Below are 22,856 nucleotides of genomic sequence, written 5' to 3' on the forward strand. Positions count from 1 at the left end.
CACATGGCAACACGCAAAGCTGTCATCGCGTTGGCCGCTCTGGCGACCGCCGCGACCATGGCACTCACGTCGTGCTCCGGAAGCACGTCGCCCACCACGTCCGACGACGGTGAAGTGAAGGGTGACATCACCTTCCTCACCAACCGCACCGACCTCGAGACCGACGGCACCTGGGCGGCGTACGTCGCCGAGTTCCAGAAGACCTACCCCGACGTCAACGTCAAGGTCGAGGCCATCACGAACTACGCCGATGACGTGCGCACCCGCATGAGCACGCCGAACGGATACGGCGACGTGCTGCTCATCCCCGAGGTCCCCGCCGACCAGTTCCCCGACTTCTTCGAGTCGCTCGGCACCGTCGACGACCTCTCGGCGGACTACCGCTGGGTGTCGGAGAAGTCGTACGACGGCAACGTCTACGGCATCGCCCTCGGCGGCACCGCGAACGGCGTGCTGTACAACAAGGCCGTCTTCGAGGCGGCCGGCATCACCGAGCTGCCCACGTCGGAGGACGAGTTCATCGCCGACCTGAAGCAGATCGCGGCGAAGACGGATGCCACGCCGTACTACACGAACTACAAGGACGGCTGGCCCCTGGGCGGCCAGTGGACGGCCAACCTCGGCGCGATCACGGGCAGCGCGGACGCGCAGATCGAGATGGCGCACAACGAGGCGCCCTGGACCGAGGGCACCGACATGTACGCGATCGACTCGCTGCTCTACGACATCGTCCACGAGGGTCTGAACGAGGCCGACCCGCTGACGACCAACTGGGAGCAGTCGAAGGCCGACTTCGCCAACGGCAAGATCGCCACGATGGTGCTCGGCTCGTGGGCCATCTCGCAGTTCCAGGCCGCCGCGACCGACGCCGGCGCCGACCCCGACAACATCGGCTTCATGGCATTCCCCTCGAACGTCGACGGCAAGCAGTACGCGACCGCCGGTGGCGACTACAAGCTCGCGATCAACAAGAACTCGTCGAGCAAGGCCGCCGCGCGCGCGTGGCTGGACTTCCTCATCGAGGACTCGGGCTTCACCGAGACGCAGGGCATGATCTCGGCGCTGAAGTCGGCTGAGCTGCCGAGCAACCTCTCGGCCCTGTCGGACAACGGCGTCGAGCTGCTCGAGGCCAACCCGGCTCCCGCCGGCGAGGAGGGTCTGCTCTCCGAGACGGCCGACAAGTCGCAGGTCGACATCTGGGGCAACATCTACCGCCAGAAGCTCGTCGACGTCGCCCGCGGACAGGCCGACGGGGACAAGGACTCGTTCTTCGCCGACCTGAACAGCGCCTGGGGTGCTGCCGTGAAGGACCTCGCCGGCTGACACCGGCTCACCCGAGTGGTGGCGGCCACACCCGACCGCCACCGCTCGGACCCACGCGTTGCAAGGAGAAACAAAGATGTCCGTCACAGCCGGTCCCGGCCCGACAGGTGCCGCGGGACGCCTGCCCGCCGTCGTCATCGACGACAAGCCCAAGAGGGTTCGTCGCAAGAGCAACGGGCCCGCCGGTTCGTCACTGCTGGCACGGCTCACGCCCTACCTGTTCATCGCCGCCGCGGTCGGGCTGCTCGTGCTGCTCACCTACGTACCGGCACTGAACATGCTCTGGTACAGCGTCAACGAGTGGACCGGATTCGGTCCCGTCGACACCTTCGTGGGGCTCGACAACTACATCCAGGTGTTCACCGACCCGAAGATCTTCGCGGTGTTCGGCGTGAGCCTGTACTACTTCGTCGGATCCTTCGTGCAGATGGCGATCGCGCTCTACTTCGCGACGCTGCTGAGCTTCCAGACGAAGTTCTCGAACTTCTTCCGCGGCATCATCTTCTTCCCGTACCTGATCAACGGCGTCGCGATCGGGTTCGTCTTCCTCTACCTCTTCCAGCCCGGCGGCACCCTCGACACCGTGCTGTCGTGGTTCGGCATGACCGACCCGCCGCAGTGGATCGGCGATTCCTCCGTCGCCAACTACTCGCTCGCCGCGACGAGCGTCTGGCGCTACACGGGCCTCAACTTCGTCCTCTTCCTCGGCGCGATCCAGTCGATCCCCTCCGAGCTCTACGAGGCCGCCGAACTCGATGGCGCCGGCAAGTGGGACCAGTTCCGCTTCATCATCTTCCCCGGCATCCGCCGCATCATCGGCCTGTCGTTCATCCTCGCGATCGCCGGCGCGCTGTCGGTGTTCGAAGTGCCCTACATCATGACGACGGGTGCCAACGGCACCTCCACCTTCGTCATACAGACGATGCAGACCGCGTTCGGTTTCCGACAAGTGGGTCTCGCCTCGGCGATGGCGGTCGTGCTGCTCGTGATCGTGCTGCTGGTGACGTGGCTGCAACGCCGCTTCTTCCCCGACGAGAAGGTCGAGCTGACATGAAAAAGACACTCGCTGGAGTCGGCAAGTACGGCTCCCTCATCCTCGCCGTCATCGTCGTGCTGCTGCCCCTGTCGGTCGTGCTCTTCGCGAGCTTCAAGACCACGGAGGAGTACGCGAACACGGGCCCCCTGCAGCCGCCCGCGAACTGGTTCAACTTCTCGAACTTCATCGACGCGGCCGTCAAGAGCGACATGCTGCAGGGCTTCATCAACACGACGATCATCCTCGTGATCTCGCTGACGGGAACCATCATCATTGGCACGATGGCCGCCTACGCCGTCGACCGGTTCAACTTCCGCGGTAAGAAGCTCATCATGGGCATGTTCCTCATCGCGACGCTCATCCCGAGCGTCACGAGTCAGGTCGCGACGTTCCAGATCATCTCGGGACTGGGCCTGTACAACACCAAGGCCGCGCTCGTGCTGCTGTTCATGGGCACCGACATCATCGCGATCTACATCTTCATCCAGTTCATGCAGTCGATCCCGGTCTCGCTCGACGAGGCCGCCATGCTCGACGGCGCGAACCGCTGGACGATCTACTGGAGGGTCATCCTGCCCCTGCTCAAGCCCGCGATCGCCACGGTCGTCATCATCAAGGGAATCGCCATCTACAACGAGTTCTACCTCCCCACCCTCTATCTGCAGTCCGAGAACCTCATCTCGACCGCGCTGTACCGGTTCAAGGGACCCTTCGGCGCGCAGTGGGAGCTCATCGCGGCCGCGACGATCCTCGTCATCGTCCCCACGGTGATCGCGTTCGTCTTCCTGCAGCGCTGGATCTACAAGGGCCTCGTGGCGGGAGCGGTCAAGTGATCCGCCGCGCACTGCACGAGGGCTGGAGCGTCCGTGCCGCGGGCGGTCCCTCGCCCCTCGGCGAGGTCACTGTGCCCGCCGTCGTTCCCGGCGTCATCCACACCGACCTTCTGGCGGCGGGCCTCATCCCCGACCCGTACCTCGACGACAACGAGTCGGCGCTCGCGTGGATCGGCCTCGTCGACTGGACGTATGAGGATGCCTTCTCGGTGACCGCGGCGGAGCTCGCGACCGGCGCGCGCCACGACCTGGTCTTCGACGGCATCGACACCGTCGCCGCGGTGACCCTCAACGGCGTGCACCTCGCCGACGTCGCCAACCAGCACCGCTCCTACCGCTTCGACGTCACGAGTCTGCTCGTGGCGGGCGAGAACCGCCTCGTCGTCGCGTTCCGCAGCCCCGTGCGCGCTGCCAACGAGCAGTCCGTCGCGCTCGGCGTCCGCCAGCGCCCCTACCCGCTGCCGTATGAGGCGATCCGCAAGTCGGCCTGCAACTTCGGCTGGGACTGGGGCATCGCGACCTACACGAGCGGCCTGTGGAAGGCCGTCGCGCTCGAATCGTGGTCGCTCGCACGCCTCGCCGACGTGCGCGTCGTCGCCACCCCGGAGGGTGACAGCGGCCGCGTGACCGCGACGGTGCAGGTCGAGCGTGCGGCGCAGACCGCGCTCGAGCTCGCCCTCGAGGTCGCGGGTTCCCGTGCCGTCGCCGTGATCGCGGCGGGCGAGACCGCGGCATCCGTCGTCGTCGACCTCGACACCGTCGAGCGCTGGTGGCCGGTCGGCTACGGCGCGCAGCCCCTGTACGACGCGACGGTGACGCTGTCCGCCGACGGCACCCGGATCGACGGTGCCGCGCGCCGAGTCGGCTTCCGCGAGCTGGCCTGGAACACGGATGCCGACGCGGACGGCTCGCGGCCGTTCCAGCTCGTCGTCAACGGCACCCCGGTCTTCGTCAAGGGGGTCAACTGGATTCCCGACGACGCCCTGCCCGTGCGCGTCGACCGCGCCCGCTACGCCGATCGGCTGACGCAGGCGCGCGACGCGAACCTCAACCTCATCCGGGTGTGGGGCGGCGGTATCTACGAGAACGACGACTTCTACGACCTGTGCGACGAGCTGGGCCTCCTGACGTGGCAGGACTTCCTGTTTGCCTGCGCCGCCTACGCCGAGGAGGAGCCGCTGCGCTCCGAGATCGCCGCCGAGGCGCGCGAGAACGTCACCCGCATCGCGCACCACGCGTCGCTCGCGCTGCTGACCGGCAACAACGAGAACCTGTGGGGCTACGAGGACTGGGGCTGGCAGGAGCTGCTCGACGGCAAGACGTGGGGCGCGCACTACTACTACGACCTGCTGCCGGGGGTCGTCGCCGAGCTCGCCCCGCACGTGCCGTACGCGCCGGGAAGTCCCTTCAGCCCGGGCATGGGCTGGGACGGCACGGCGCAGACCGGGCCGCACCCGAACGACGAGAAGCACGGAACCATGCACCTGTGGGAGCAGTGGAACCGTGAGGACTGGACGACGTACCGCACGTTCCGGCCGCGCTTCGTCGCCGAGTTCGGCTGGCAGGGCCCGCCCGCGTGGACGACCCTCACCCGGTCGGTCAGCGACAGCCCGCTGACGCCCGAGTCGCCCGGCATGATCGTGCACCAGAAGGCGCTCGACGGCAACGTCAAGCTCAGCCGCGGGCTCGTGAAGCACTACCGCATCCCCGAAGACATGGAGACGTGGCACTGGGCGATGCAGCTCAACCAGGCGAACGCCGTCTCGGCGGCGCTGGACTGGTTCCGCGCGCACGCGCCGTTCACGTCGGGGGCCGTCGTGTGGCAGCTCAACGACTGCTGGCCCGTGACGTCGTGGGCCGCGATCGACGGCGACGCACGCGAGAAGCCGCTGTACTTCGCGCTGAAGAACAGCTTCGCGCCGCGCACCGTCGTCGTGCAGCCGCTCGCACAGGGCCTGTCGGTCGTCGTCTCGAACGACACCGTCGAGACCTGGCGCGACGAGGTCACGATCACGCGCCGCGCGTTCGACGGCACGGTGCTCGCCCGCCAGACGGCGACGTTCGACCTCGCGCCCCACGACAGCGCCACGGTGCTGCTCGCAGCGGACATCGCGACCGAGACGAATGCCGCCGCGGAGCTCATCGTCGCCGATGCCGCCGGCGCGCGCGGCGTGTGGTTCTTCGCCGAGCCCCGCGACAGCGCCCTGCCCGCGCAGCAGACGCGCGTCGCCGTGACCGAGACGCCCGACGGCGTCGACGTCGTGGTCACGGCCGACGCGCTCGTGCGCGACCTGACGCTGCTCGTCGACAAGGTGGCGGCAAACGCCCGCGTCGACTCGGCGCTCGTAACCCTGCTTCCCGGTGAGTCGCACACGTTCCAGGTGCGCGGGGCGAGCGCCGCGGCCGACTTCGCGGCCCCCGAGGTGCTGCGCTCGGGCAACCAGCTGGTCGCCTCGTGACCGCGGCGAAGCTCCTCGCCGAGCCCGTCTGCGGCATGACGTGGGGGTGGGTCGGAACCCGGGGTACCTGGGCGACGCCTGCGGCCGCGGCATCCATGGATCGCATGGCCGAGCATGCCGTCACATGGACCGCGCTCGCGTATTCGGCGCTACAGGCGACCGCGTTCTCGACCGAGATCCCGTTCGACGAGGAGCCGACGGTGACCGACGACGAGATCGTGTGGGCGATCCGCGCGGCGCACGACCGGGGGCTGAAGGTGTGCCTCAAGCCCGTCGTGAACGTCGCCGACGGCACGTGGCGCGCGTTCATCGGGTTCTTCGACTGGGATGTGCCGAACGAGCCGAGCTGGACGCAGTGGTTCGCCGCCTACACGCGCTTCATCGTGCATGCCGCGCGCATCGCCGAGGCCGAGGGGTGCGAGATGCTCTGCATTGGCTGCGAGATGGTGCGCGCCGACAGCCAGGAGCAGCACTGGAGACAGCTCATCGCCGAAGTGCGCGAGGTGTACTCGGGCCCGATCACCTACAACTGCGACAAGTACCAGGAGGACCACGTCACCTGGTGGGATGCCGTCGACGTCATCTCGTCGAGCGGCTACTACCCGATCGACCAGTGGGACCAGCAGCTCGACCGGATCGAGCAGGTGGTCGCGGCATCCGGCAAGCCGTTCTTCTTCATGGAGGCGGGCTGCCCGTCCCGCGAAGGATCCTCGCGCCTGCCCAACGACTGGAACCTCGCGGGGGCACCCTCAGGTGCCGAGCAGCTGCGGTACTACGAGGCGATGTTCGACGCGTGCCGTGGCCGCGACTGGCTGCGCGGGCTCATGCTGTGGGATTGGCCAGCCGACCTGTACGCTCCCGCCGACGCGGCGACCAACGACGACTACTGCCCCTACGGCAAGCCCGCCGGTGCGTACATGGCGCAGCAGTACGCGGCATGGAGCGGGGCCGCGCGGTGACCGGACTCACCGCGGCGCTGTCGATCGACGCCGGGCAGACCGGCATGAAGGTGCGCATCGACCGGGTCGGCTCGGACCCCGTCGAACGCGTGCTGCCGGGCGTGCGCACGAGCGAGCCGCTGCTGCCACAGCTCGCGTCGGCCGCACGCGCTGTCGCCGAGGAGACGGGCGACGCGTTCGACGTCGTGTCGACGGGCGTGTCGGGACTGACGTCGCGTGAAGCGGATGCCGGGGCGCTGCTGAACCTGCTCGCCGAGTTCGGCACGCGCCGGGTGCTGCTCGCGCACGACTCAGTGACCTCGTTCCTCGGCACGCTCGGCGACCACTGCGGCGCCGTCGTCGCCGCTGGCACCGGCGTCGTCACGCTCGGCGTCGGGCGCACCGCGACCGCCCGCATCGACGGGTGGGGCAACATCATGGGCGACGCCGGGAGCGGGTACTGGATTGGTCGCGAAGGCCTCGACGCCGCGATGCGCGCCTACGACGGCCGCGGCGCGCCGACCCTGCTGCTCGACATGCTGCGCGTGCACTGGCCCGATCCCGAGACGTCGTACATCGAGCTGCAGGGCGACCCCGCGCGTGTGTCGGTCGTCGCCTCGTTCGCGGAGCACGTCGCGCGACTCGCGTCGGAGGATGCGATCGCCGCCCGCATCTGCCGCACCGCGGCGCGCGAGCTCTCGCACTCGGCGCGCACTGCGCTCGCACGCGTCGCCGACGGCGACGGCCCCGCGCCGCTCGTCAGCGCGATCGGGGGCGTGTTCTCGTCCGCACTGATTCGGGAACGGTTCGACGAGCTCATCAGCGAAGCCGTCCCCGACGTCCAGATCGTTCAAGCCCAGGGCACAGGGCTGGACGGCGTCGCAGCATTGCCCACCCTCGTGGAGGATCACCCGCTGCGCACGCTGATATCCGTCGCCACTCGCTGAGCACGACACACAGAAATGGGTCGACGATGACACAGAGAACAGCTCGGATCGGTCGGAAGGTCGTCGCGGTGCTCGCCGCCGCGACCGTCGCGGCCGGCATGATCGGCGCGGCGTCACCGGCCGCCGCATCCCAGAGGAAGGCGGAGTTCGTCACGGCGAAGGGCGGCAAGCTCGTCCTCGCGGGCAAGACGTACGAGTTCGCCGGAACCAACAACTACTACCTCGGGTACAAGTCCGAGGCGATGGTCGACGCGGTGCTCGACGACGCCGCGGAAGCAGGCTTCGACGTCGTGCGTACCTGGGGGTTCCAGGACTTCCAGAACCCGGACGGATCGGGATCCGTACACCAGAACTTCGAGGGCATCTGGTACCAGGCCTGGGATGCGGCGGCGGGAAAGCCCGTCGTCAACACCGGCGCAGACGGTCTGCAGAAGCTCGACTACGCGATCGCCGCAGCCGGAGAACGTGGGCTCAAGCTGGTCATCCCGTTCGTCAACAACTGGAACGCGTTCGGCGGCATGGACCAGTACGTGCGCTGGGCCGGCCTCGATGAGCACGCCGACTTCTACACCGACGCGACGATTCGCGACTGGTACAAGAACTGGGTCTCCACGCTCCTCAACCGCACCAACTCGATCACCGGAGTGAAGTACAAGGACGACCCCACGATCCTCTCGTGGGAGCTCGCCAACGAACCTCGCTGCACCAGCGCCGGCGTCTACCCGAACGGGACGTGCGACACGACGACGATCACGACGTGGGCCGACGAGATGAGCACGTTCGTGAAGTCGATCGACCGCAATCACCTGCTGTCTGCCGGCGATGAGGGATTCTTCTGCCGTGACCAGAGCAAGTGGAGTCTGACGAAGAAGTACGGGGCGTCCGGATACGGTCCGGGCTTCGGCGAGGACTGCGCGGACGGCGTCGACACCGTCGCTCTGGCGTCGCTCAAGAACATCGACATGATGTCGATGCACCTCTACCCCGACCACTGGAAGACAACCGTTCAGTGGGGCACGGGGTGGATCACCGAGCACGCGCTGGCTGCTGCGAAGATCGGCAAACCCGTCTACCTCGGCGAGTTCGGAGTCATCGACAAGGCGACGCGGATGCCCGTGTACAACGAGTGGTTGCAGACGATCCGTCTCACCGATGTCGACGGGGCGCTGTACTGGATCCTGTCCGCCGAAGAAGACAGTGGCGCGCTCTATGCCGACTATGACGGGTTCACGGTCTATTGCCCGAGCCCGGTATGCTCGCTGATGACGGCACACGCCGACCTGACGCCCCTCTCGCTGAGCGGGGCGAAGACGCTGCTGAAGACCATCGCCGACAACGACGCGATCGGCATTGAGCGCGACAAGACCGCCGAGCTGGACATCGTCGCCAACGACGTCTCGCTCTCGGTGCCGGTGCGGGCGAGCACACTCGATCTAGATACCGCGAAGAAGGGGCGACAGACAGCGGTCACCGTCGCGGGCGGCGCGTTGACGGTCGTATCGGGCGGCACGGTGCGCTTCGTTCCGGATTCCGGATTCACCGGCCGTGTGGACTTCCCCTACTCGGTCGGCAACGGCGTGACGACCTCGACGGCGACGCTGTCGGTCACGGTGCGTCCGGCCGCGGGCGACCCGGTCGTGATCGCCTCGTGGGAGGACGGTCTCGAAGGCTGGACCCCCGCCAACTGGCAGAGCGACCCGGGCGAACTCAGCGTCGGCGCGACGGGCGCGACGGACGGTGCATCCGCACTGCAGGTGGATTCGAAGGGCGCATGGTTCGGCTCGCCGGCCGACAGTCCGACGCTCGACCTCTCCAGCCGTGCGGCTGTCGAGTTCGACATCGCCACTGCGGCGGTCGGCACCTCCGTGTCGATCGCAGTGCGCTACGGCGACGCATGGACCTGGTGTCAGTCACCGTGGACCTACGTTCCGGAGAACACCGCCACGACCGTCACAGCACCGCTCGACACCTTCGGGTGCACGCCGGCAGACCTGACGTCGGTGCACGACGTGCTCGTTTTCTTCAACGCCGGTCAGTTCAGCATCGACCGCCTCACGGTCAAATAACCCCGTGAGCTGAGACAGGACGGATGCCGGGGGGTGCCCGAGCTCCGGCATCCGTCCCTTCACTTCTCCACGAAAGGCCACTCATGACGCACCTCGTCCCGATCGGCAACCAACCGCGAGACTACGCGTGGGGCATCCCGGGCGGCATCTCACACCTGCTCGGCGGTGAAGCGACGGAACGACCGGAGGCGGAGCTATGGCTGGGTGCCCACCCACTGTCTCCGAGTCAGGTGAAGACCGATGCGCCCTTTGCAGACCTTGCAGACTGGGAGCGGCGCAGCGGTGACCGATTGCCGTTCCTGCTCAAGATCCTCGCCGCGTCCAGTGCGCTCTCGCTTCAGGCGCATCCGACGCCGGCCGACGCTGCAGCCGGCTTCGCGCGTGAAGAGGCCGCCGGCGTCCCGAGGGACGCGCCGCACCGAAATTACAGGGACCCGTTCGCCAAGCCCGAGCTGATCGTCGCACTCGAGGACGGCTTCGAGGCGCTCTGCGGCTTCCGGGTCGCCGAGTCTGCCGCTACGGATCTGGACGCGCTCGCTGGGCTCGCCGCTGATCCACGCCCGTACCGGTGGTGGAGCTCGCTCCTTCGTGGGCCGGAAGGGATCCGCTCGGCATTCGAGTGGTTGATGGGCAGGGATTCTCTGGTCGAACGACTCGTGGCGGGATTCGTCGATGACGCGTCGCAGTTGCCGGAGCGCTTCGCCCACCTGTTGCGGCTCGCGAATCAGTACCCGGATGACCCGGGAGTCCTCGTCGCACTCATGCTCAACCACGTGACACTGCGTGCGGGCGAATGCTTGTGGCTCCCGGCAGGCAACATCCACGCCTACCTGCGCGGAGTCGGCGTCGAGCTCATGGGGCCCAGCGACAACGTGCTGCGTGGCGGACTGACTCCCAAACACGTCGATGTGCCCGAGCTGCTGCGGGTCCTGGACTTCTCCGGAGGTCCCGCCCCATACCTGCGGCCGGAAGATGCCGGTCCTCGCGATCGCGTGTACCGACCGGCATCGACGACGTCGGGAGCGGATGTGCCGTTCAGGCTGCACGCGATCACCGGCAACGCCGCGATCCAGACCGCAAGCCCCGCGATCGCGATCGCCACCGCCGGTGCCTTCGACCTCCGAGTCGGGTCAGAGCAGAGTAGGGTCGAACGGGGCGACGCGGTGTTCGTCACCGGGCCGGCCGCGCTCGACGTCGAGGGTGAAGGAGAGCTGTTCCTCGCAGACGCCGCGGCAGTCGGGTCCTGAGAGTAGCCGCGCGAAGCCGGAGGGCTACGGCGCGGACTAGGGTGCTGATGTGCCCAACTCCCGAACCGTGCGCAACCGCGTGACGATCAGCGACATCGCCGAACGCGCGGGAGTCTCCATTGGAGCAGTGTCCTTCGCTCTCAATGGTCGCAAAGGGGTCTCCGACCAGACTCGTGACCGCATCCTTCGGATCGCGCGCGAGATGGGATGGGCACCCGCGAGCGCAGCACGGTCGCTTGCCGAGGCCAAGACGGCAACAGTGGGACTGGTGCTTGCCCGCGACCCCCGCACGCTCGGCATCGAGTCGTTCTACATGAGGTTCTTGTCCGGCCTCGAGGAGGAGCTGGCGCGACGGGCGTACAGTCTGCTGCTCCAGCTCGTCCCTTCCAACGAAGCCGCAGTCGAGACCCTGCGGATATGGCGGGACTCGCGTCGCGTCGACGGGGTCTTGCTGACCGATGTCGTCGATGACGACCCCCGCGTCGACATGTTCCGAGGTGACCTGCCGGCCGTCGTGGTCGGCGACCCGTCAGTTGCGGACGGCCTCCACTGCGTGTGGACCGACGACGCGACATCAATGCGTGAGTCTGTGCGCTATCTGGCAGCGCTCGGGCACCGCCGAATCGCACGTGTTGCCGGACCCGAAGGTCTTGCCCACACCCGGATCCGCGACGAAGCTTTCGCGGCCGAGACCGGCACATTGGGACTTGACGCCATCCTCCTGCGCACCGACTACACAGCGCAAGCGGGGGCTGCCGCCATACGCTCGGCCCTCATCGCTCCCGAGCCGCCGACGGCGATCGTGACCGACAACGACATCATGGCTGTGGCGGGACTCACGGTGGCGCATGAGCCCGGCCTGCGCGTTCCCGAGGATGTGTCGATCATCGCATGGGACGACTCCGTGCTGTGCGAACACACCTTCCCCACGCTCACGGCGTTGAGCCATGACGTGATCGGCTTCGGCGCCAACGTCGGCCGCCGCCTCTTCGCCGCAATCGACGGCGAGCCGGCGGAAGCTGTGCTCGACTCCACACCCCACCTCATCGCACGCGGGTCGACGGGGCCCATTCGGCGAGCTGACTGAATCGCCGACCACGCCGGGCGCGACGACTCCGCGGCGGAATCGATGGAGTCTTTCGGTCAGCGGCATCTTTCGCTATCGTCTGAGCCAGATCACTAAAGCGCTTCAGTGATCGGCGGTGGATTGCGCGCCCCAGGCGGAATCCAGGATCGGCTCGCCCTGCGGCCGAGACGACGACGAGGTCCCGTCATGACCCGCGGGCGAAGTCGCCCGCAGTCAGGAGTCCCAAATGAGGCGAGTAATCGCCCTGATGATCGGCGTGCTCATCGCGTTGGTCGGCATCCCGGCAGCGGCCCAGGCGGCGTCGCCAGGCTTCTCGGTGAGCGGCGGCAAGATCTACGACGCGAATGGGGCAAGGTTCATTCCCCAGGGGATCAACCATGCCCACACGTGGTATCCCGACGAACTCGACTCGCTGGCGGCGATCCGTGCCGCCGGTGCCAACACCGTGCGTGTCGTGCTCAGCGGCGGACGCTGGGGCACCAGCGAGAACGCGTCCGAAGTCGCCGCCATCATCGCCGAGTGCAAGGCGAACCAGTTGGTGTGCATCCTCGAATACCACGACACGACCGGCTACGGCGAGGACAGTGGCGCCACCTCGCTCGCGACGGCCGTTCAGTACTGGAAGAGCGTCAAATCGGCTGTCGTCGGGCAAGAGAAGTACGTCATGATCAACATCGGCAACGAGCCGTTCGGCAACTCCTCGTACAGCGGCTGGACGTCTGCAACGATCTCCGCCATTCAGGCGCTGCGCGCCGACGGCTTCACTCACACGCTCGTCGTCGATGCCCCGAACTGGGGCCAGGACTGGTCCAACACGATGCGAGACAACGCTCCGTCGGTCGCGGCCGCCGACTCGAACGTCGTTTTCAGCGTGCACATGTACGGCGTGTACGACACGGCGGCGGAGGTGCGTTCGTATCTCGATGCCTTTACGAGTCGCGGGCTCGCGGTCATCGTTGGCGAGTTCGGCGACAACCACTCCGATGGCAACCCCGATGAAGCGACGATCATGAGTTACACCCGTTCGCAGGGCATTGGGATGCTGGGGTGGTCGTGGTCCGGCAATGGGAGCGGCGTCGAGTACCTCGACATGGTCAACGGCTTCAACGCTTCCTCCCTCACCGCGTGGGGTCAGCGCTTCATCAACGGGGCGGACGGCCTGAAGGCTCGTAGTCCGCAGGTCGCGACCGTCTACAGCGGCGATCCTGGCACCGAGCCGGGCACCGATCCCGGCTCGGACCCGGGCACCGAGCCCGGTACGGCGCCGAACGGGTTCCCGTACTGTGTGAGTGCGTCGAGCGACCCCGACGGCGACGGCTGGGGCTGGGAGCAGTCCCGCTCGTGTGTGGTGCACGGCTCAGCCGCAGACACTGGCACGCAGCCGTCGACTGCGCCGAACGGCTACCCGTACTGCGCGAGCGCGTCGAGCGACCCCGACGGCGACGACTGGGGCTGGGAGCAGTCCCGCTCGTGCGTCGTGCGCGGCTCGGCGGCTGACCGCTGATAAACGGACCGGCCGCTGCTCTTGGGGGCGGCCGGTCCGTTATCGTCATGCGCCCCGATGAAGGCTGAGTTCGTCGTCTGGCAGGCGAATCCTCAGCCCTTCGGGGGAAAGGAGCCTTCTTGCCTAGCGACGTGCTCCCTTGTCGGCGCCGGCGCGCTTCCGAGACCAACGACCAGACGGGCAAACCCGGAGAGATCAAGCCGTGTGGAATCCCCGCATCCTCCTCCATCTTCACCGGGAACCTACACGAATGAAGCCCCGTCTGGACTCCTCGTAGTCGCGTCGTCAGTACGCCGGCAGTCGTCGCGTTACGGGGGAGCTTCGCACCTGACCCGTAGATCTGATGCGACGTCGTAACTTCCGACGTCAAGGCAGAAGCCACCCGAGGAAGCTCGTTGGTCCAACCTCAGCAACGAGCATGGTGCCAATGGCGACGGCAAGTGATGCGACGGCGACCCACAAGGTGCTCGCCGCGGTGTGACTAGCGGCACCGATGCTCACTTTTGGCATGTCTGCCACGTACACGCAGTCCTCTGCCCCGACCTGGCTCGGGCCGTCAGCTCCTGGTGGGGAGACGGGCGGGGGTGCGCGGGATCCTGCGCGATGTCGCGGGGTGCGAGACTGGCGTGGTGGGGCTGATAGAACTCAGGGCGTTGGCTCCGGGTGCCGTTCAGCTGCATGATGCGCGGCGAGGGCGCCGGTGGTCAGTGCAGCTAGAACCGTTCTCGCTCGGCATCTCGCCGGTCACCGAGACCGAGTACGCGACGGTCATGGGGCGCCCGGGCCAAGGACAGAGGCCGGTTGCGTCGGTGAGCTGGCTTGACGCCGTTCGCTTCTGCAACGCCGCATCGGAGCGGGACAGGCTGTCGCCGGTCTACGACATCGACGGTGAAGAGGTCGGCTGGCGAACCTCAGCGTGGGGGTATCGACTGCCCACGGAGGCCGAGTGGGAGTACGCCTGTCGAGCTGGCACGACCACTCCACAGTACGCATCGCTGGACGTGGCTGCGTGGACGTCGCAAGACGGTGTCGACTCCCCACAGCCCGTGCGGCTGAAGGCGGCTAACCCTTTCGGTCTCTATGACATGCTCGGAAACGTTTGGGAGTGGTGCTGGGACTACCTGGACCCGGCTAGATACGGCGCTTACCGCGTGTTCAGAGGCGGTGGCTTCGACGACGAAGCGTGGAGCGCGCGCGCTTCGACGCGACGCGGCGGCGCCCCCGACATGAACCATCCCGACCTTGGCTTTCGCGTGGCGTTCGGAGGCATTGCATCGAGCGACCCCGCCCAGGGCTGGTCTGCCGCAGCCGACACGGAGCGAAGTGCGATCAGCGGGGCGATGCCGCCCGGGTGGACCCCTCGTCGACTGTAAGAACTCGCTACTCCAGTACAGACCCGCCACGCGAGGGCCCGTCGCCTGCTGAACCACCGCGGTGACCCAAGAACGCCATTTGGTGCATTCCCATCGGCATCCGGGTCGCGATCCTGGGACATTTCCCCGCGCCGTGGAACGAGTCTGTGGAGGGTGGTCTGAGCGATATGAGCGTGAATCTGCGTGGCCGAGTTCCTCTCCGAAAGCGAGCGCGACGAGGGCCGGGTGGACCGCGCCACCCAGACGCTGCACTCGTTCGTGCTCGGACTGACGGTTCAGGCGGTGCTCGACCCGTCCGCCTATCCGGCGGAGCTTCAGATCGGGCTGCTCGACGGCATCCTGCGCGACCTCGGGTAGGGGTGGCGAGGAATCGACGGCGTTTAGCCGGTGCCGATGAAGCGAAGATGTCGCTCTGCCGGAGGACCCTTCTTCCCTTTCCATTATCGCGCGAGGTGGGTGGCTTGCGGCAAGACCCCCCTCGTGGGGCAAAATCGCAGGTCGCGTCCTGAATCACCAGGGCCGCAGCGAGGAGTGCGATGCCCCAGCGGATCACCACCGACGATGTCTTCGACCTGCCCGAGAGGCTGCGGGCCAAAGCCGATCCGGCGCTGATCGCCGGCGACAGAGCCCGGTTCGCGGCTATTGCTGCGGCGCTCACCGGTGAAGTCGACCGCGCGAGCACGCGCCTCGAGGCGCTTCGCCGTGAGCCGGCGGCGTCTGGTCATCGCGCTCTCGAGCGCGACCTTGAGATCCGTGCCCTGTCAGCGCGCGTGCGGGTCCTGCAGCGGTTCGGACTCGACGCGTGCATCGGGCGGATGGTGGGTGCGGACGGCTCGGTCAGATACATCGGCCGGTTCGGGCTCTCGGCGGCCGGTGAGGAACCTCTGTTGATGGATTGGAGGGCGCCGGCATCGGCGCCCTTCTTCGCGGCGAGCGGTGCCGATCCGATGGGGTTGGCGAATCGACGTCGATACAGATGGCGCAACGGGCGCATCGTGGACTACTGGGACGAGGTGTACGCGCCTGACGGCGTCGACCACTCGGCCGCGCTCGATGACCAGTCGGCGTTCATCGCAAGCCTCGGCGCCGCACGCGCGCCGAAGATGCGCGATGTCCTCGCGACGATCCAATCGGACCAGGACGACATCATCCGTTCGAGTTCCCACGGTGCCCTCGTCGTCGACGGCGGCCCCGGGACCGGCAAGACCGTCGTCGCGCTCCACCGCGCAGCGTACCTCCTCTATGCGGACGCGCGTCTGCAGCATGGAAGCGGGGGACTGCTGTTCGTGGGGCCGCACCGGCCTTACGTCGACTATGTGGACGATGTGCTGCCCAGCCTCGGCGAAGACGGCGCTCTCGTATGTGCCGTCGACGACCTCGTTCGCCTTCAGGGTGATGCGCTGGTGGAGCCCGATTCGGCAGTGCGCCGGCTGAAGGGTGACGGGCGCATGGTCGACGCGGTGGAAGCCGCCGTGCGGCTGTGGCAGCGGGCACCCACACGCGCGCAGTATGTCGACACCGCGTGGGGGACCGTGCCGATCTCGCCTGCCGACTGGGCAGATGTCTTCGCAGAGGCCGACGTGACGTCTCACAACGCGCTTCGTTCGCGCGCGTGGGAGCGGCTCCTCGCGCTGTTGGAGGAACGCATCGAGGATGACGGAGAGGAGGGCCGCGACCCGTGGGCGGAGCAGGACAGCTTCGACGCGTTCGGGGACGGCTGGGACGACGACGAGTCGGTGCGCGACGCCCTCGAGAACGACGCCGATCTGCGTGACATGTTCGACCGGGCGTGGCCGCTTCTCGACCCCGATGCGCTGGTGCGTGGGCTCTTGGGGTCATCGAGCATGCTGCGCCGCTGTGCCCCGTGGCTGAGCGACGACGACATCGACCTCCTGACCGCGGCCTGCGCCGGATCGCTCGCGCCCGGGGGTGAGCGGGCCTGGACGGATGTCGACCTCCCGCTCCTCGACACAGCCCGTCTTCTCGTCGGCGACCCTCGGGTCGAGATGGGGACTCGGCGCGCGCGACGTGAGGCCGCAGCCGAGAAGCGGATGATGTCGGATGTCGTCACCGACCTCATCGCCGCGGACGACGGAGATCTTCGCATCATGTCGATGTTGCGGGGCCAGGATCTTCGCCTCACGCTGACCGAGACCGCCGCATCCGATCTCGACCCGTACGCCGGGCCTTTCGCACACGTGATCGTAGACGAAGCGCAGGAACTCACCGACGCCCAGTGGCGCATGCTGCTGCGGCGATGCCCGTCCGGGAGCCTCACGATCGTCGGCGACCGCGCCCAGGCGCGCCACGGGTTCACCGAGTCGTGGGCCGACAGGCTCACCCGTGTCGGGGTCGGCCGCGCCACGGTGGCGACGCTCACGGTCAACTACCGCACACCGGAGGAGGTCATGGATGCCGCGGCCACCGTCATCCGCAGCGTGCTGCCCGACGCGAACGTGCCGACATCGATTCGCCCGAGCGGTATCCCGGTGCGCTATGGGCATCGCGACGAGCTTGCCGACATCGTGGCCGCGTGGGAGCAGGAGAACAGCGACGGCACGGCGGTGGTCGTCGGGGCGGCGTCCTTCCCGCGGCGCGAGCGCGTGCTGGCGCTCGACCCGGTGAGCACGAAGGGGCTCGAGTTCGACCTGGTCGTGCTCATGGACCCCGACCGATGGGGAGCGGGCCTCACGGGCACTGTCGATCGCTACGTCGCCATGACCCGTGCGACGCAGAGGCTCGTCGTCCTGACGGGGTGACCCCTCACCCCGTCAGCAAGCTCTGGCGCGTGATCTGAGGGCGCATCCCGTGGGTACCCGCCACGCTCCACGGAGGCCGGCGTGGGCGTCGTCGCGCCCACGCCGGCCGTTGGCTCAGTTCTTACGGGCGAAGCCCGTCGCGAGCGCTGCGACCAGTGCTACGACGGCCGATCCGAGGAACAGCCAGGAGAAGCCGCCGGTCGTGGCGTCGGGGGCGGGCGCTCCCGACGCCAGCAGCTCGTCGGTGCGAAGCGCCGCGACGGTTCCGAGAACCGCCAGACCGAGCGCGCCGCCGATCTGCTGGCTGGTGTTCACCAGACCGCCGGCGAGGCCGGACTCGCCACCCTCGACGCCGTCCACGGAGAGTTGCGTGGTGGTGACGAACGCTCCGCCCATGCCGATACCGATGACGATGCTGGGCGCCAGGATGTGGACCAGGAACTGCGCGTCGGCGGGTGCGAAGGACAGCCAGACGAGGCCTGCCGCGAGGATGACGAGGGAGCTGATGAGCGTCGTCCTCGCGCCGATCCGCGGGATCACCGCCGGGACGACACCGGCGACGATCACCAGCGCACCCGCCAGCGGCAGCTGGGTGAGCCCGGTGGCGAGGGCGTCGTAGCCGAGCACCGCCTGCATGTAGACCGAGAGGGCGAAGAACAGCGCCACCATCGCGGCACCGATCAGCAGCATGACGATGTTGCCGACCGTCAGGTTGCGGTGGTGGAACACCTCGAGGGGAACGAGGGGCGCGGCTGTGCGGCGCTCGATGATCACGAACGCGGCTCCCAGGATGATCGCCGCAGCAGCCAAACCGAGGGTCAGCGGGTGGATGAAGCCGACCTGCTCGATCGCGCTGAGCGCACCGACGGCGGCGACGAGCGCGCCGGTGATGGTGGCGGAGCCGGGGATGTCGAGCTTTCCCCGCTCCGTGGCGACGTCGGGAGTGATGAGCAGCGGGATGGCGATGAGGACGATCGCGCCGATCGGCACGTTGACGAAGAACACCGACTGCCAGCCGAGGGTCGCGGTGAGAACGCCGCCGAGCAGCACGCCTGCCGCGGACCCGATGCCGGCGACGCCACCCCACACTCCGAGCGCCTTGGTACGGTCGCCCGAGTCGGGGAAGAGGTGCGTCAGCAGCGCCAGGGCGGCGGGGGCGAGCAGTGCGGCCGAGGCGCCCTGCAACGCGCGGGCGGCGAGCAGCATCTCGCTGGTGAACGACAATCCGGCGAGGGCGGAGGTGGCGACGAAGCCGGCAGTGCCGACGAGGAAGATGCGGCGGTGACCGTATCGGTCGGCGAGGCGACCGCCCAGCAGGAGCAGCCCGCCGAAGGCGAGAACGTACGCGGTGATGACCCAGGCGAGCGCCGCGGTGTCCATGCCCAGCTGCGCGCCGAGGACGGGAAGTGCGATGTTGACGATGGAGGCGTCGAGGACGACCAGGAACTGGGCGAGCGCCAGGATGCTGAGCGCGAGCCATCGGCGGGTGCTGCGGCGGGTCGGGGCGGCGAGGGTGGACATGGTGGCTCCTTCGGTTGGGTGAGAGTGATTGTTCACTCACCAGTGCGGACGTGCATCGATGATGGGTGGGCGTGGTGGCGAGGGTCAGTCGGGGTGGCGGATTCCGTGGGAGAGGAGCTGGGCCCAGCTCGCGGAGGAGTCCGCGATTCCTGCGGTCACGATGAGGTGGCAGAGCTGACCGTACGCCATGAAGCGCTGGACGTCCTCATCGCTGCCGACGGAGCGCTCCTTGGCGAACTCCGTGACGCGCGCCAGGCCGGCGCGCAGGGCCTCTCCGATCTCCGGGATGCCCGCGACGGACTGCGCGTGTACTTGGAGCATGAGAAGCGCGCGGTCGCTGATGAGTGCGGCGTACGCGGCGCCCATCCGGTCGAGGATGACGAGCGGATCGGTCGAGTCGATGTCGGTCGTCCCCTCGTCTAGTGCTTGGACCACTGCGTCGAAGCATGATTCGACCGCCGCGGCGAACAGCGCTTCCTTGCGCGGGAAGAGCTTGAACACGTACGCGGGTGAGATCTTGGCCTCGCGAGCGACGTCGGCGACCGTGGTGCCGTGATACCCGCCGCGGGCGAACTCGCGCAGTGCTGCGGCCGCCACTGCGGGCCGTCGGGTGTCTGCAGTCGAGAGGATGGAGCCGCGAGGTGTCATGCGAGTGACTGTACACTCACTATGAGTGATTGGTCAAACACTCCGGTCGTTCGGCGCAAAAGTGGTTCGGCGCAGAGGTCGCTCAGCGCGAGCGACCGAGCGCCCGTTGGATCAACGTGACCTGAAGCGGCAGCCGCACCAGCGACACGGCGAACGCGGCCCACGCCTTCAGGGTGCGCCGGCGAGCGGCACGGCGCCCGAGGTCGATGCTCATCTGCGCATTCGCGGGCCAGATGGCCGCGAGCAGCACCGCGCTCGCGCGGCCCGCGGCCACGCGCGTCGCCGGCACGACCAGACCGACCGCGCACGCCAGTTCGGCGACGCCCGAGACGATCACCAGAGCCTTGTCCCACCGTCGAAGCGCGCGAGGAATGATCGGCGTGAAGACACTCGGTCGCACGAGGTGGATCACGCCTGACGCCGCGAACGGGATCATCACGATCCACGGGATGGTGGCTGCGGGCTTCTTCGCGCGACGTGTCACCAGGCCATTGTGCGGCTGCTCGCGCGGGATCGAAACTCGTAAGACGTTGACGCGTCGCCATCCCTTCCCGCAAGCACAATGGACGAATGCCCCGCATCCAGCTGACCGGAACCCTGATCTGCACGAATGACGAGCAGGCAGCCATCGTCGCGACGCACCTGCCACGCCACATCGAGCTCACGCGGGCGGAGGCCGGTTGCACCCGGTTCGACGTGACACCGACGGCCGACCCGCTGGTGTGGGATGTGGCGGAGCTGTTCGCCACGGCGGAGGCGTTTCGCGCCCACCAGGAGCGCGTCGCGGCGAGCGAATGGGGTACCGCAACCGCGGGGATCGAGCGGAACTACACGATCGTCGAGCTCGCCGACTGACGCAGTTCGCCGAAGCGAGGGAGCAGGGGATGCGGTACGACCTCAAGCGGGATCTCGGGGCGCTGTACAAGCCTCGGTCGGGTCGGTTCGTCCGGGTCGACGTGCCCGAGATGCGGTACCTCGCGATCGACGGGCACGGCGATCCGAACACCGAACCGGCGTACCGAGCTGCGGTCGAGGCGCTGTACGTGTCGGGCTATCAGGTCCGCAGCGCCTTCAAGAGGCGCACCGGGTCCGACTTCGTCGTCGGACCTCTCGAGGGGCTGTGGTCGAGCGAGGATCCCGCCACCTTCGTGCAGGGCAGGAAGAGCGACTGGGACTGGACCATGCTGATCCCGCTGCCGGCCCCCGTGAGCACGGAGGATGTCGCGGAGGGGCTCGCCGCCGCATCCGCGAAGAAGCCGGATCTGCCGCTCGTGACCCACCTCACGATGACCGAAGGGCTCTGCCTGCAGACCCTTCACATCGGTTCTTACGACGACGAAGCGCCGGTGCTGGCGCACCTCCACGACGAGCTCATGCCGGAACTCGGTTTCACGTGGAACGGGCGGCACCACGAGATCTACCTCGGGGATCCGCGTCGTACGGCGCCCGAGAAGCTGCGGACGATCCTGCGCCAGCCGGTCGCGCCAGCCTGACGCGCGGGCGTTTCGACTCGTGACCCTCGTTCAACGGCCGGCGGTCGCGGCATCCCCCACGCGTGCGGCGAGCGAGCGTGCCGCAGCCACGAACTCCGGCGGGCCCAGCACGGTGAACGGCGCATCGAAACGCAGGACCCATGACAGCACTCCGGCCCACGACCACGACCCGATTCGGATGCGGCACGTGCCGTCCGAGACCGCGACGGCCTCCGCATCCGCGAGCCACGGCGCGGCATCGCGAAGCGGCACCTCCACCAGGACCTCGCCGTACACGGGCCATCTCTCCGAGTCGTCGGACCCCTTCGCTCGCGCAGAGAGGAACGCCGCCGCGTCCCCGTGAGGGATCGGACGTCGGATGAACTCCGCCCCGAGCGGGATGCGGGGCACCATCCGATCGAGGCGGAAGATGCGCCAGTCCTCGGCGTCGAGGTCCCACGCGACCAGGTACCACCGGCCGTCGCGGGCGACGACGGTGTGCGGTTCCGCGCGGCGCGAGAGCTCGTCGCGGTAGTCGAAGCGCAGGACGCGGCGTCGCTCGGTCGCGGCGCTCACGGCCTCCAGCACGGCGGGGTCCACGGCGCCCGATTCCGCCGCGTCGGTGAAACGGATGCCGTCGACCCGGTGCCGCAGCCGGGACGGCATGACCTGCCGCACGGTGGCGAGGGCGCGCGCGGCAGCCTCGGCCACATCCACACCCGTCGCGGGAGCGCTCTGCAGCGCGATCGCGATCGCAACCGCCTGCTCGTCGTCGAAGAGCAGCGGCGGCAGCTCGGATCCCGCGGCGAGCCGGTATCCCCCGTCCGGGCCCTTCGTGGCGTCGATCACGTAACCGAGCGCACGCAGCCGCTCGATGTCGCGCCGCACTGTCCGCGGGGTGACGTCCAGGCGTTCGGCGAGCACTCCGCCGGGCCAGTCGCGCCGGGCCTGCAACAGAGACAGCAGCGCGAGCATGCGGGACGACGTCGCGGACATGTCTTCATTCTCGGTCAAGAAGAGGACAGAAAGCGTCCTCTACAGCGCGGATCGTGGAGTTCGCGGCGCTCGCCGCATCCCATCGACCGAGGACACACCATGACGATCACGACCACCACCCACCTCAACTTCCGCGGCGCCGCACGCGAGGCGCTCCGGTTCTATCAGTCCGTCTTCGGCGGCCGGCTCATCGTGGCCACCTACGCAGAGATGGGCATGCCCGGTGATGCGCCCGGTGCCGACCGCATCGTCTTCGGCCAGCTCGAGAGCGCCGACGGATTCCGCGTGATGGCCTACGACATCCCGGGTCAGGACGCGGGCGCTGCGGATGCCGGAACGACCAGCCGCGCGAACGGCGTGACCCTGACCGACCGCACCTTCTTCCAGTCCGTGCGGGGCCAGTCGCTGGAGGAGATGGCGACGATCTGGGAGCGTCTCGCCGACGGCGCCGACATCATCGAGCCGCTGGCCGCCTCCGCGTGGAGCCCCGGCTTCGGCATGCTCACCGACCGCTTCGGCGTGACCTGGGTCGTCGACGTGCAGGCGGCATACGCGGGCTGATCACTCGGCGCGTTTCGTCTCGCGGAGCTCGCTCAACGACCAGGGTCGGGCCCTCCTTCGCGTCGCTCGCTCGCCGACCACAGTCG

20 protein-coding genes are annotated in these 22,856 nt (G+C 68.1%); 16 read left to right on the plus strand and 4 right to left on the minus strand.

What is annotated here, in order from left to right; translation table 11 throughout:
- The first annotated feature begins 3 nt into the window (after positions 1 to 3).
- From KYX17_RS07315 to helR, 13 genes are all read left to right on the plus strand, one after another.
- The gene (locus KYX17_RS07315) at positions 4 to 1,323 is read left to right on the plus strand and encodes an ABC transporter substrate-binding protein (protein ID WP_243226318.1); all 1,320 of its coding nucleotides are present in this window, start codon (positions 4 to 6) and stop codon (positions 1,321 to 1,323) included.
- 76 nt (positions 1,324 to 1,399) lie between these two features.
- The gene (locus KYX17_RS07320; RefSeq protein ID WP_243226319.1) at positions 1,400 to 2,377 is read left to right on the plus strand and encodes a carbohydrate ABC transporter permease; all 978 of its coding nucleotides are present in this window, start codon (positions 1,400 to 1,402) and stop codon (positions 2,375 to 2,377) included.
- The gene (locus KYX17_RS07325; RefSeq protein WP_243226321.1) at positions 2,374 to 3,192 is read left to right on the plus strand and encodes a carbohydrate ABC transporter permease; all 819 of its coding nucleotides are present in this window, start codon (positions 2,374 to 2,376) and stop codon (positions 3,190 to 3,192) included. Before KYX17_RS07320 ends, KYX17_RS07325 begins: the two co-directional genes overlap by 4 nt.
- Complete coding sequence (locus KYX17_RS07330; RefSeq protein WP_243226323.1) at positions 3,189 to 5,651, plus strand: glycoside hydrolase family 2 protein; 2,463 nt, start codon at positions 3,189 to 3,191, stop codon at positions 5,649 to 5,651. Before KYX17_RS07325 ends, KYX17_RS07330 begins: the two co-directional genes overlap by 4 nt.
- A gap of 35 nt (positions 5,652 to 5,686) precedes the next feature.
- Complete coding sequence (locus tag KYX17_RS07335) at positions 5,687 to 6,610, plus strand: 1,4-beta-xylanase (protein ID WP_243227270.1); 924 nt, start codon at positions 5,687 to 5,689, stop codon at positions 6,608 to 6,610.
- On the plus strand, positions 6,607 to 7,536 hold the full coding sequence (locus KYX17_RS07340) for a BadF/BadG/BcrA/BcrD ATPase family protein (protein WP_243226324.1): 930 nt from the start codon (positions 6,607 to 6,609) through the stop codon (positions 7,534 to 7,536). The genes KYX17_RS07335 and KYX17_RS07340 overlap by 4 nt, the downstream gene beginning before the upstream one ends.
- A gap of 26 nt (positions 7,537 to 7,562) precedes the next feature.
- The gene (locus KYX17_RS07345) at positions 7,563 to 9,602 is read left to right on the plus strand and encodes a cellulase family glycosylhydrolase (protein ID WP_243226325.1); all 2,040 of its coding nucleotides are present in this window, start codon (positions 7,563 to 7,565) and stop codon (positions 9,600 to 9,602) included.
- Between the two features lie 83 nt (positions 9,603 to 9,685).
- Positions 9,686 to 10,849 (plus strand): mannose-6-phosphate isomerase, class I, encoded by a 1,164-nt coding sequence (manA, locus tag KYX17_RS07350; protein ID WP_243226326.1) that lies wholly within the window; start codon positions 9,686 to 9,688, stop codon positions 10,847 to 10,849.
- A gap of 79 nt (positions 10,850 to 10,928) precedes the next feature.
- Positions 10,929 to 11,936 (plus strand): LacI family DNA-binding transcriptional regulator, encoded by a 1,008-nt coding sequence (locus KYX17_RS07355; protein ID WP_243226327.1) that lies wholly within the window; start codon positions 10,929 to 10,931, stop codon positions 11,934 to 11,936.
- A gap of 226 nt (positions 11,937 to 12,162) precedes the next feature.
- A complete protein-coding gene (locus KYX17_RS07360; RefSeq protein ID WP_243226328.1) occupies positions 12,163 to 13,440 on the plus strand; it encodes a cellulase family glycosylhydrolase in 1,278 nt (425 codons plus the stop codon).
- Positions 13,441 to 14,210: 770 nt separating this feature from the next.
- Complete coding sequence (locus KYX17_RS07365; RefSeq protein WP_308220871.1) at positions 14,211 to 14,813, plus strand: SUMF1/EgtB/PvdO family nonheme iron enzyme; 603 nt, start codon at positions 14,211 to 14,213, stop codon at positions 14,811 to 14,813.
- Positions 14,814 to 14,996: 183 nt separating this feature from the next.
- Positions 14,997 to 15,170 (plus strand): TetR family transcriptional regulator C-terminal domain-containing protein, encoded by a 174-nt coding sequence (locus tag KYX17_RS07370; protein ID WP_243226329.1) that lies wholly within the window; start codon positions 14,997 to 14,999, stop codon positions 15,168 to 15,170.
- 179 nt (positions 15,171 to 15,349) lie between these two features.
- Positions 15,350 to 17,572: an RNA polymerase recycling motor ATPase HelR gene (helR, locus tag KYX17_RS07375; protein WP_243226330.1), complete on the plus strand. Its 2,223-nt coding sequence runs from the start codon at positions 15,350 to 15,352 to the stop codon at positions 17,570 to 17,572.
- Between the two features lie 114 nt (positions 17,573 to 17,686).
- On the opposite strand, the gene KYX17_RS07380 is transcribed toward helR, so the two are convergent.
- The 3 genes from KYX17_RS07380 to KYX17_RS07390 all read right to left on the minus strand — a co-directional run bounded on the left by KYX17_RS07380 (position 17,687) and on the right by KYX17_RS07390 (position 20,225).
- On the minus strand, positions 17,687 to 19,093 hold the full coding sequence (locus KYX17_RS07380) for an MFS transporter (protein WP_243226331.1): 1,407 nt from the start codon (positions 19,091 to 19,093) through the stop codon (positions 17,687 to 17,689).
- An 84-nt stretch (positions 19,094 to 19,177) separates the two neighbouring features.
- Complete coding sequence (locus KYX17_RS07385; protein ID WP_243226333.1) at positions 19,178 to 19,741, minus strand: TetR/AcrR family transcriptional regulator; 564 nt, start codon at positions 19,739 to 19,741, stop codon at positions 19,178 to 19,180.
- 82 nt (positions 19,742 to 19,823) lie between these two features.
- Positions 19,824 to 20,225 (minus strand): DoxX family protein, encoded by a 402-nt coding sequence (locus KYX17_RS07390; RefSeq protein ID WP_243226334.1) that lies wholly within the window; start codon positions 20,223 to 20,225, stop codon positions 19,824 to 19,826.
- 86 nt (positions 20,226 to 20,311) lie between these two features.
- Between KYX17_RS07390 and KYX17_RS07395 the strand changes: the two genes are divergently transcribed.
- Both KYX17_RS07395 and KYX17_RS07400 read left to right on the plus strand, forming a co-directional pair.
- The gene (locus KYX17_RS07395; protein WP_243226335.1) at positions 20,312 to 20,596 is read left to right on the plus strand and encodes a putative quinol monooxygenase; all 285 of its coding nucleotides are present in this window, start codon (positions 20,312 to 20,314) and stop codon (positions 20,594 to 20,596) included.
- 29 nt (positions 20,597 to 20,625) lie between these two features.
- Positions 20,626 to 21,234, plus strand: a complete 609-nt coding sequence (locus KYX17_RS07400; protein WP_243226336.1) for a GyrI-like domain-containing protein — start codon at positions 20,626 to 20,628, stop codon at positions 21,232 to 21,234.
- A 30-nt stretch (positions 21,235 to 21,264) separates the two neighbouring features.
- Here the strand turns inward: KYX17_RS07400 and KYX17_RS07405 are convergent, their stop codons facing one another.
- A complete protein-coding gene (locus KYX17_RS07405; protein ID WP_243226337.1) occupies positions 21,265 to 22,209 on the minus strand; it encodes a YafY family protein in 945 nt (314 codons plus the stop codon).
- Between the two features lie 99 nt (positions 22,210 to 22,308).
- Here KYX17_RS07405 and KYX17_RS07410 point away from each other — a divergent pair, with 99 nt between their 5' ends.
- Positions 22,309 to 22,770, plus strand: a complete 462-nt coding sequence (locus tag KYX17_RS07410; RefSeq protein WP_243226338.1) for a VOC family protein — start codon at positions 22,309 to 22,311, stop codon at positions 22,768 to 22,770.
- Positions 22,771 to 22,856: the final 86 nt, after the last annotated feature.

It is taken from the genome of Microbacterium sp. CIAB417 (assembly GCF_022788845.1).

What these genes read in the sequence shown, in the direction of transcription:
- KYX17_RS07315 (WP_243226318.1), top strand. Translation starts at nt 4, where the DNA reads ATGGCAACACGCAAAGCTGTCATCGCGTTGGCCGCTCTGGCGACCGCC.
- KYX17_RS07320 (WP_243226319.1), top strand. Translation starts at nt 1,400, where the DNA reads ATGTCCGTCACAGCCGGTCCCGGCCCGACAGGTGCCGCGGGACGCCTG.
- KYX17_RS07325 (WP_243226321.1), top strand. Translation starts at nt 2,374, where the DNA reads ATGAAAAAGACACTCGCTGGAGTCGGCAAGTACGGCTCCCTCATCCTC.
- KYX17_RS07335 (WP_243227270.1), top strand. Translation starts at nt 5,687, where the DNA reads ATGACGTGGGGGTGGGTCGGAACCCGGGGTACCTGGGCGACGCCTGCG.
- KYX17_RS07345 (WP_243226325.1), top strand. Translation starts at nt 7,563, where the DNA reads ATGACACAGAGAACAGCTCGGATCGGTCGGAAGGTCGTCGCGGTGCTC.
- manA (WP_243226326.1), top strand. Translation starts at nt 9,686, where the DNA reads ATGACGCACCTCGTCCCGATCGGCAACCAACCGCGAGACTACGCGTGG.
- KYX17_RS07360 (WP_243226328.1), top strand. Translation starts at nt 12,163, where the DNA reads ATGAGGCGAGTAATCGCCCTGATGATCGGCGTGCTCATCGCGTTGGTC.
- KYX17_RS07365 (WP_308220871.1), top strand. Translation starts at nt 14,211, where the DNA reads ATGGGGCGCCCGGGCCAAGGACAGAGGCCGGTTGCGTCGGTGAGCTGG.
- helR (WP_243226330.1), top strand. Translation starts at nt 15,350, where the DNA reads ATGCCCCAGCGGATCACCACCGACGATGTCTTCGACCTGCCCGAGAGG.
- KYX17_RS07380 (WP_243226331.1), bottom strand. Translation starts at nt 19,093, where the DNA reads ATGTCCACCCTCGCCGCCCCGACCCGCCGCAGCACCCGCCGATGGCTC.
- KYX17_RS07385 (WP_243226333.1), bottom strand. Translation starts at nt 19,741, where the DNA reads ATGACACCTCGCGGCTCCATCCTCTCGACTGCAGACACCCGACGGCCC.
- KYX17_RS07395 (WP_243226335.1), top strand. Translation starts at nt 20,312, where the DNA reads ATGCCCCGCATCCAGCTGACCGGAACCCTGATCTGCACGAATGACGAG.
- KYX17_RS07400 (WP_243226336.1), top strand. Translation starts at nt 20,626, where the DNA reads ATGCGGTACGACCTCAAGCGGGATCTCGGGGCGCTGTACAAGCCTCGG.
- KYX17_RS07405 (WP_243226337.1), bottom strand. Translation starts at nt 22,209, where the DNA reads ATGTCCGCGACGTCGTCCCGCATGCTCGCGCTGCTGTCTCTGTTGCAG.
- KYX17_RS07410 (WP_243226338.1), top strand. Translation starts at nt 22,309, where the DNA reads ATGACGATCACGACCACCACCCACCTCAACTTCCGCGGCGCCGCACGC.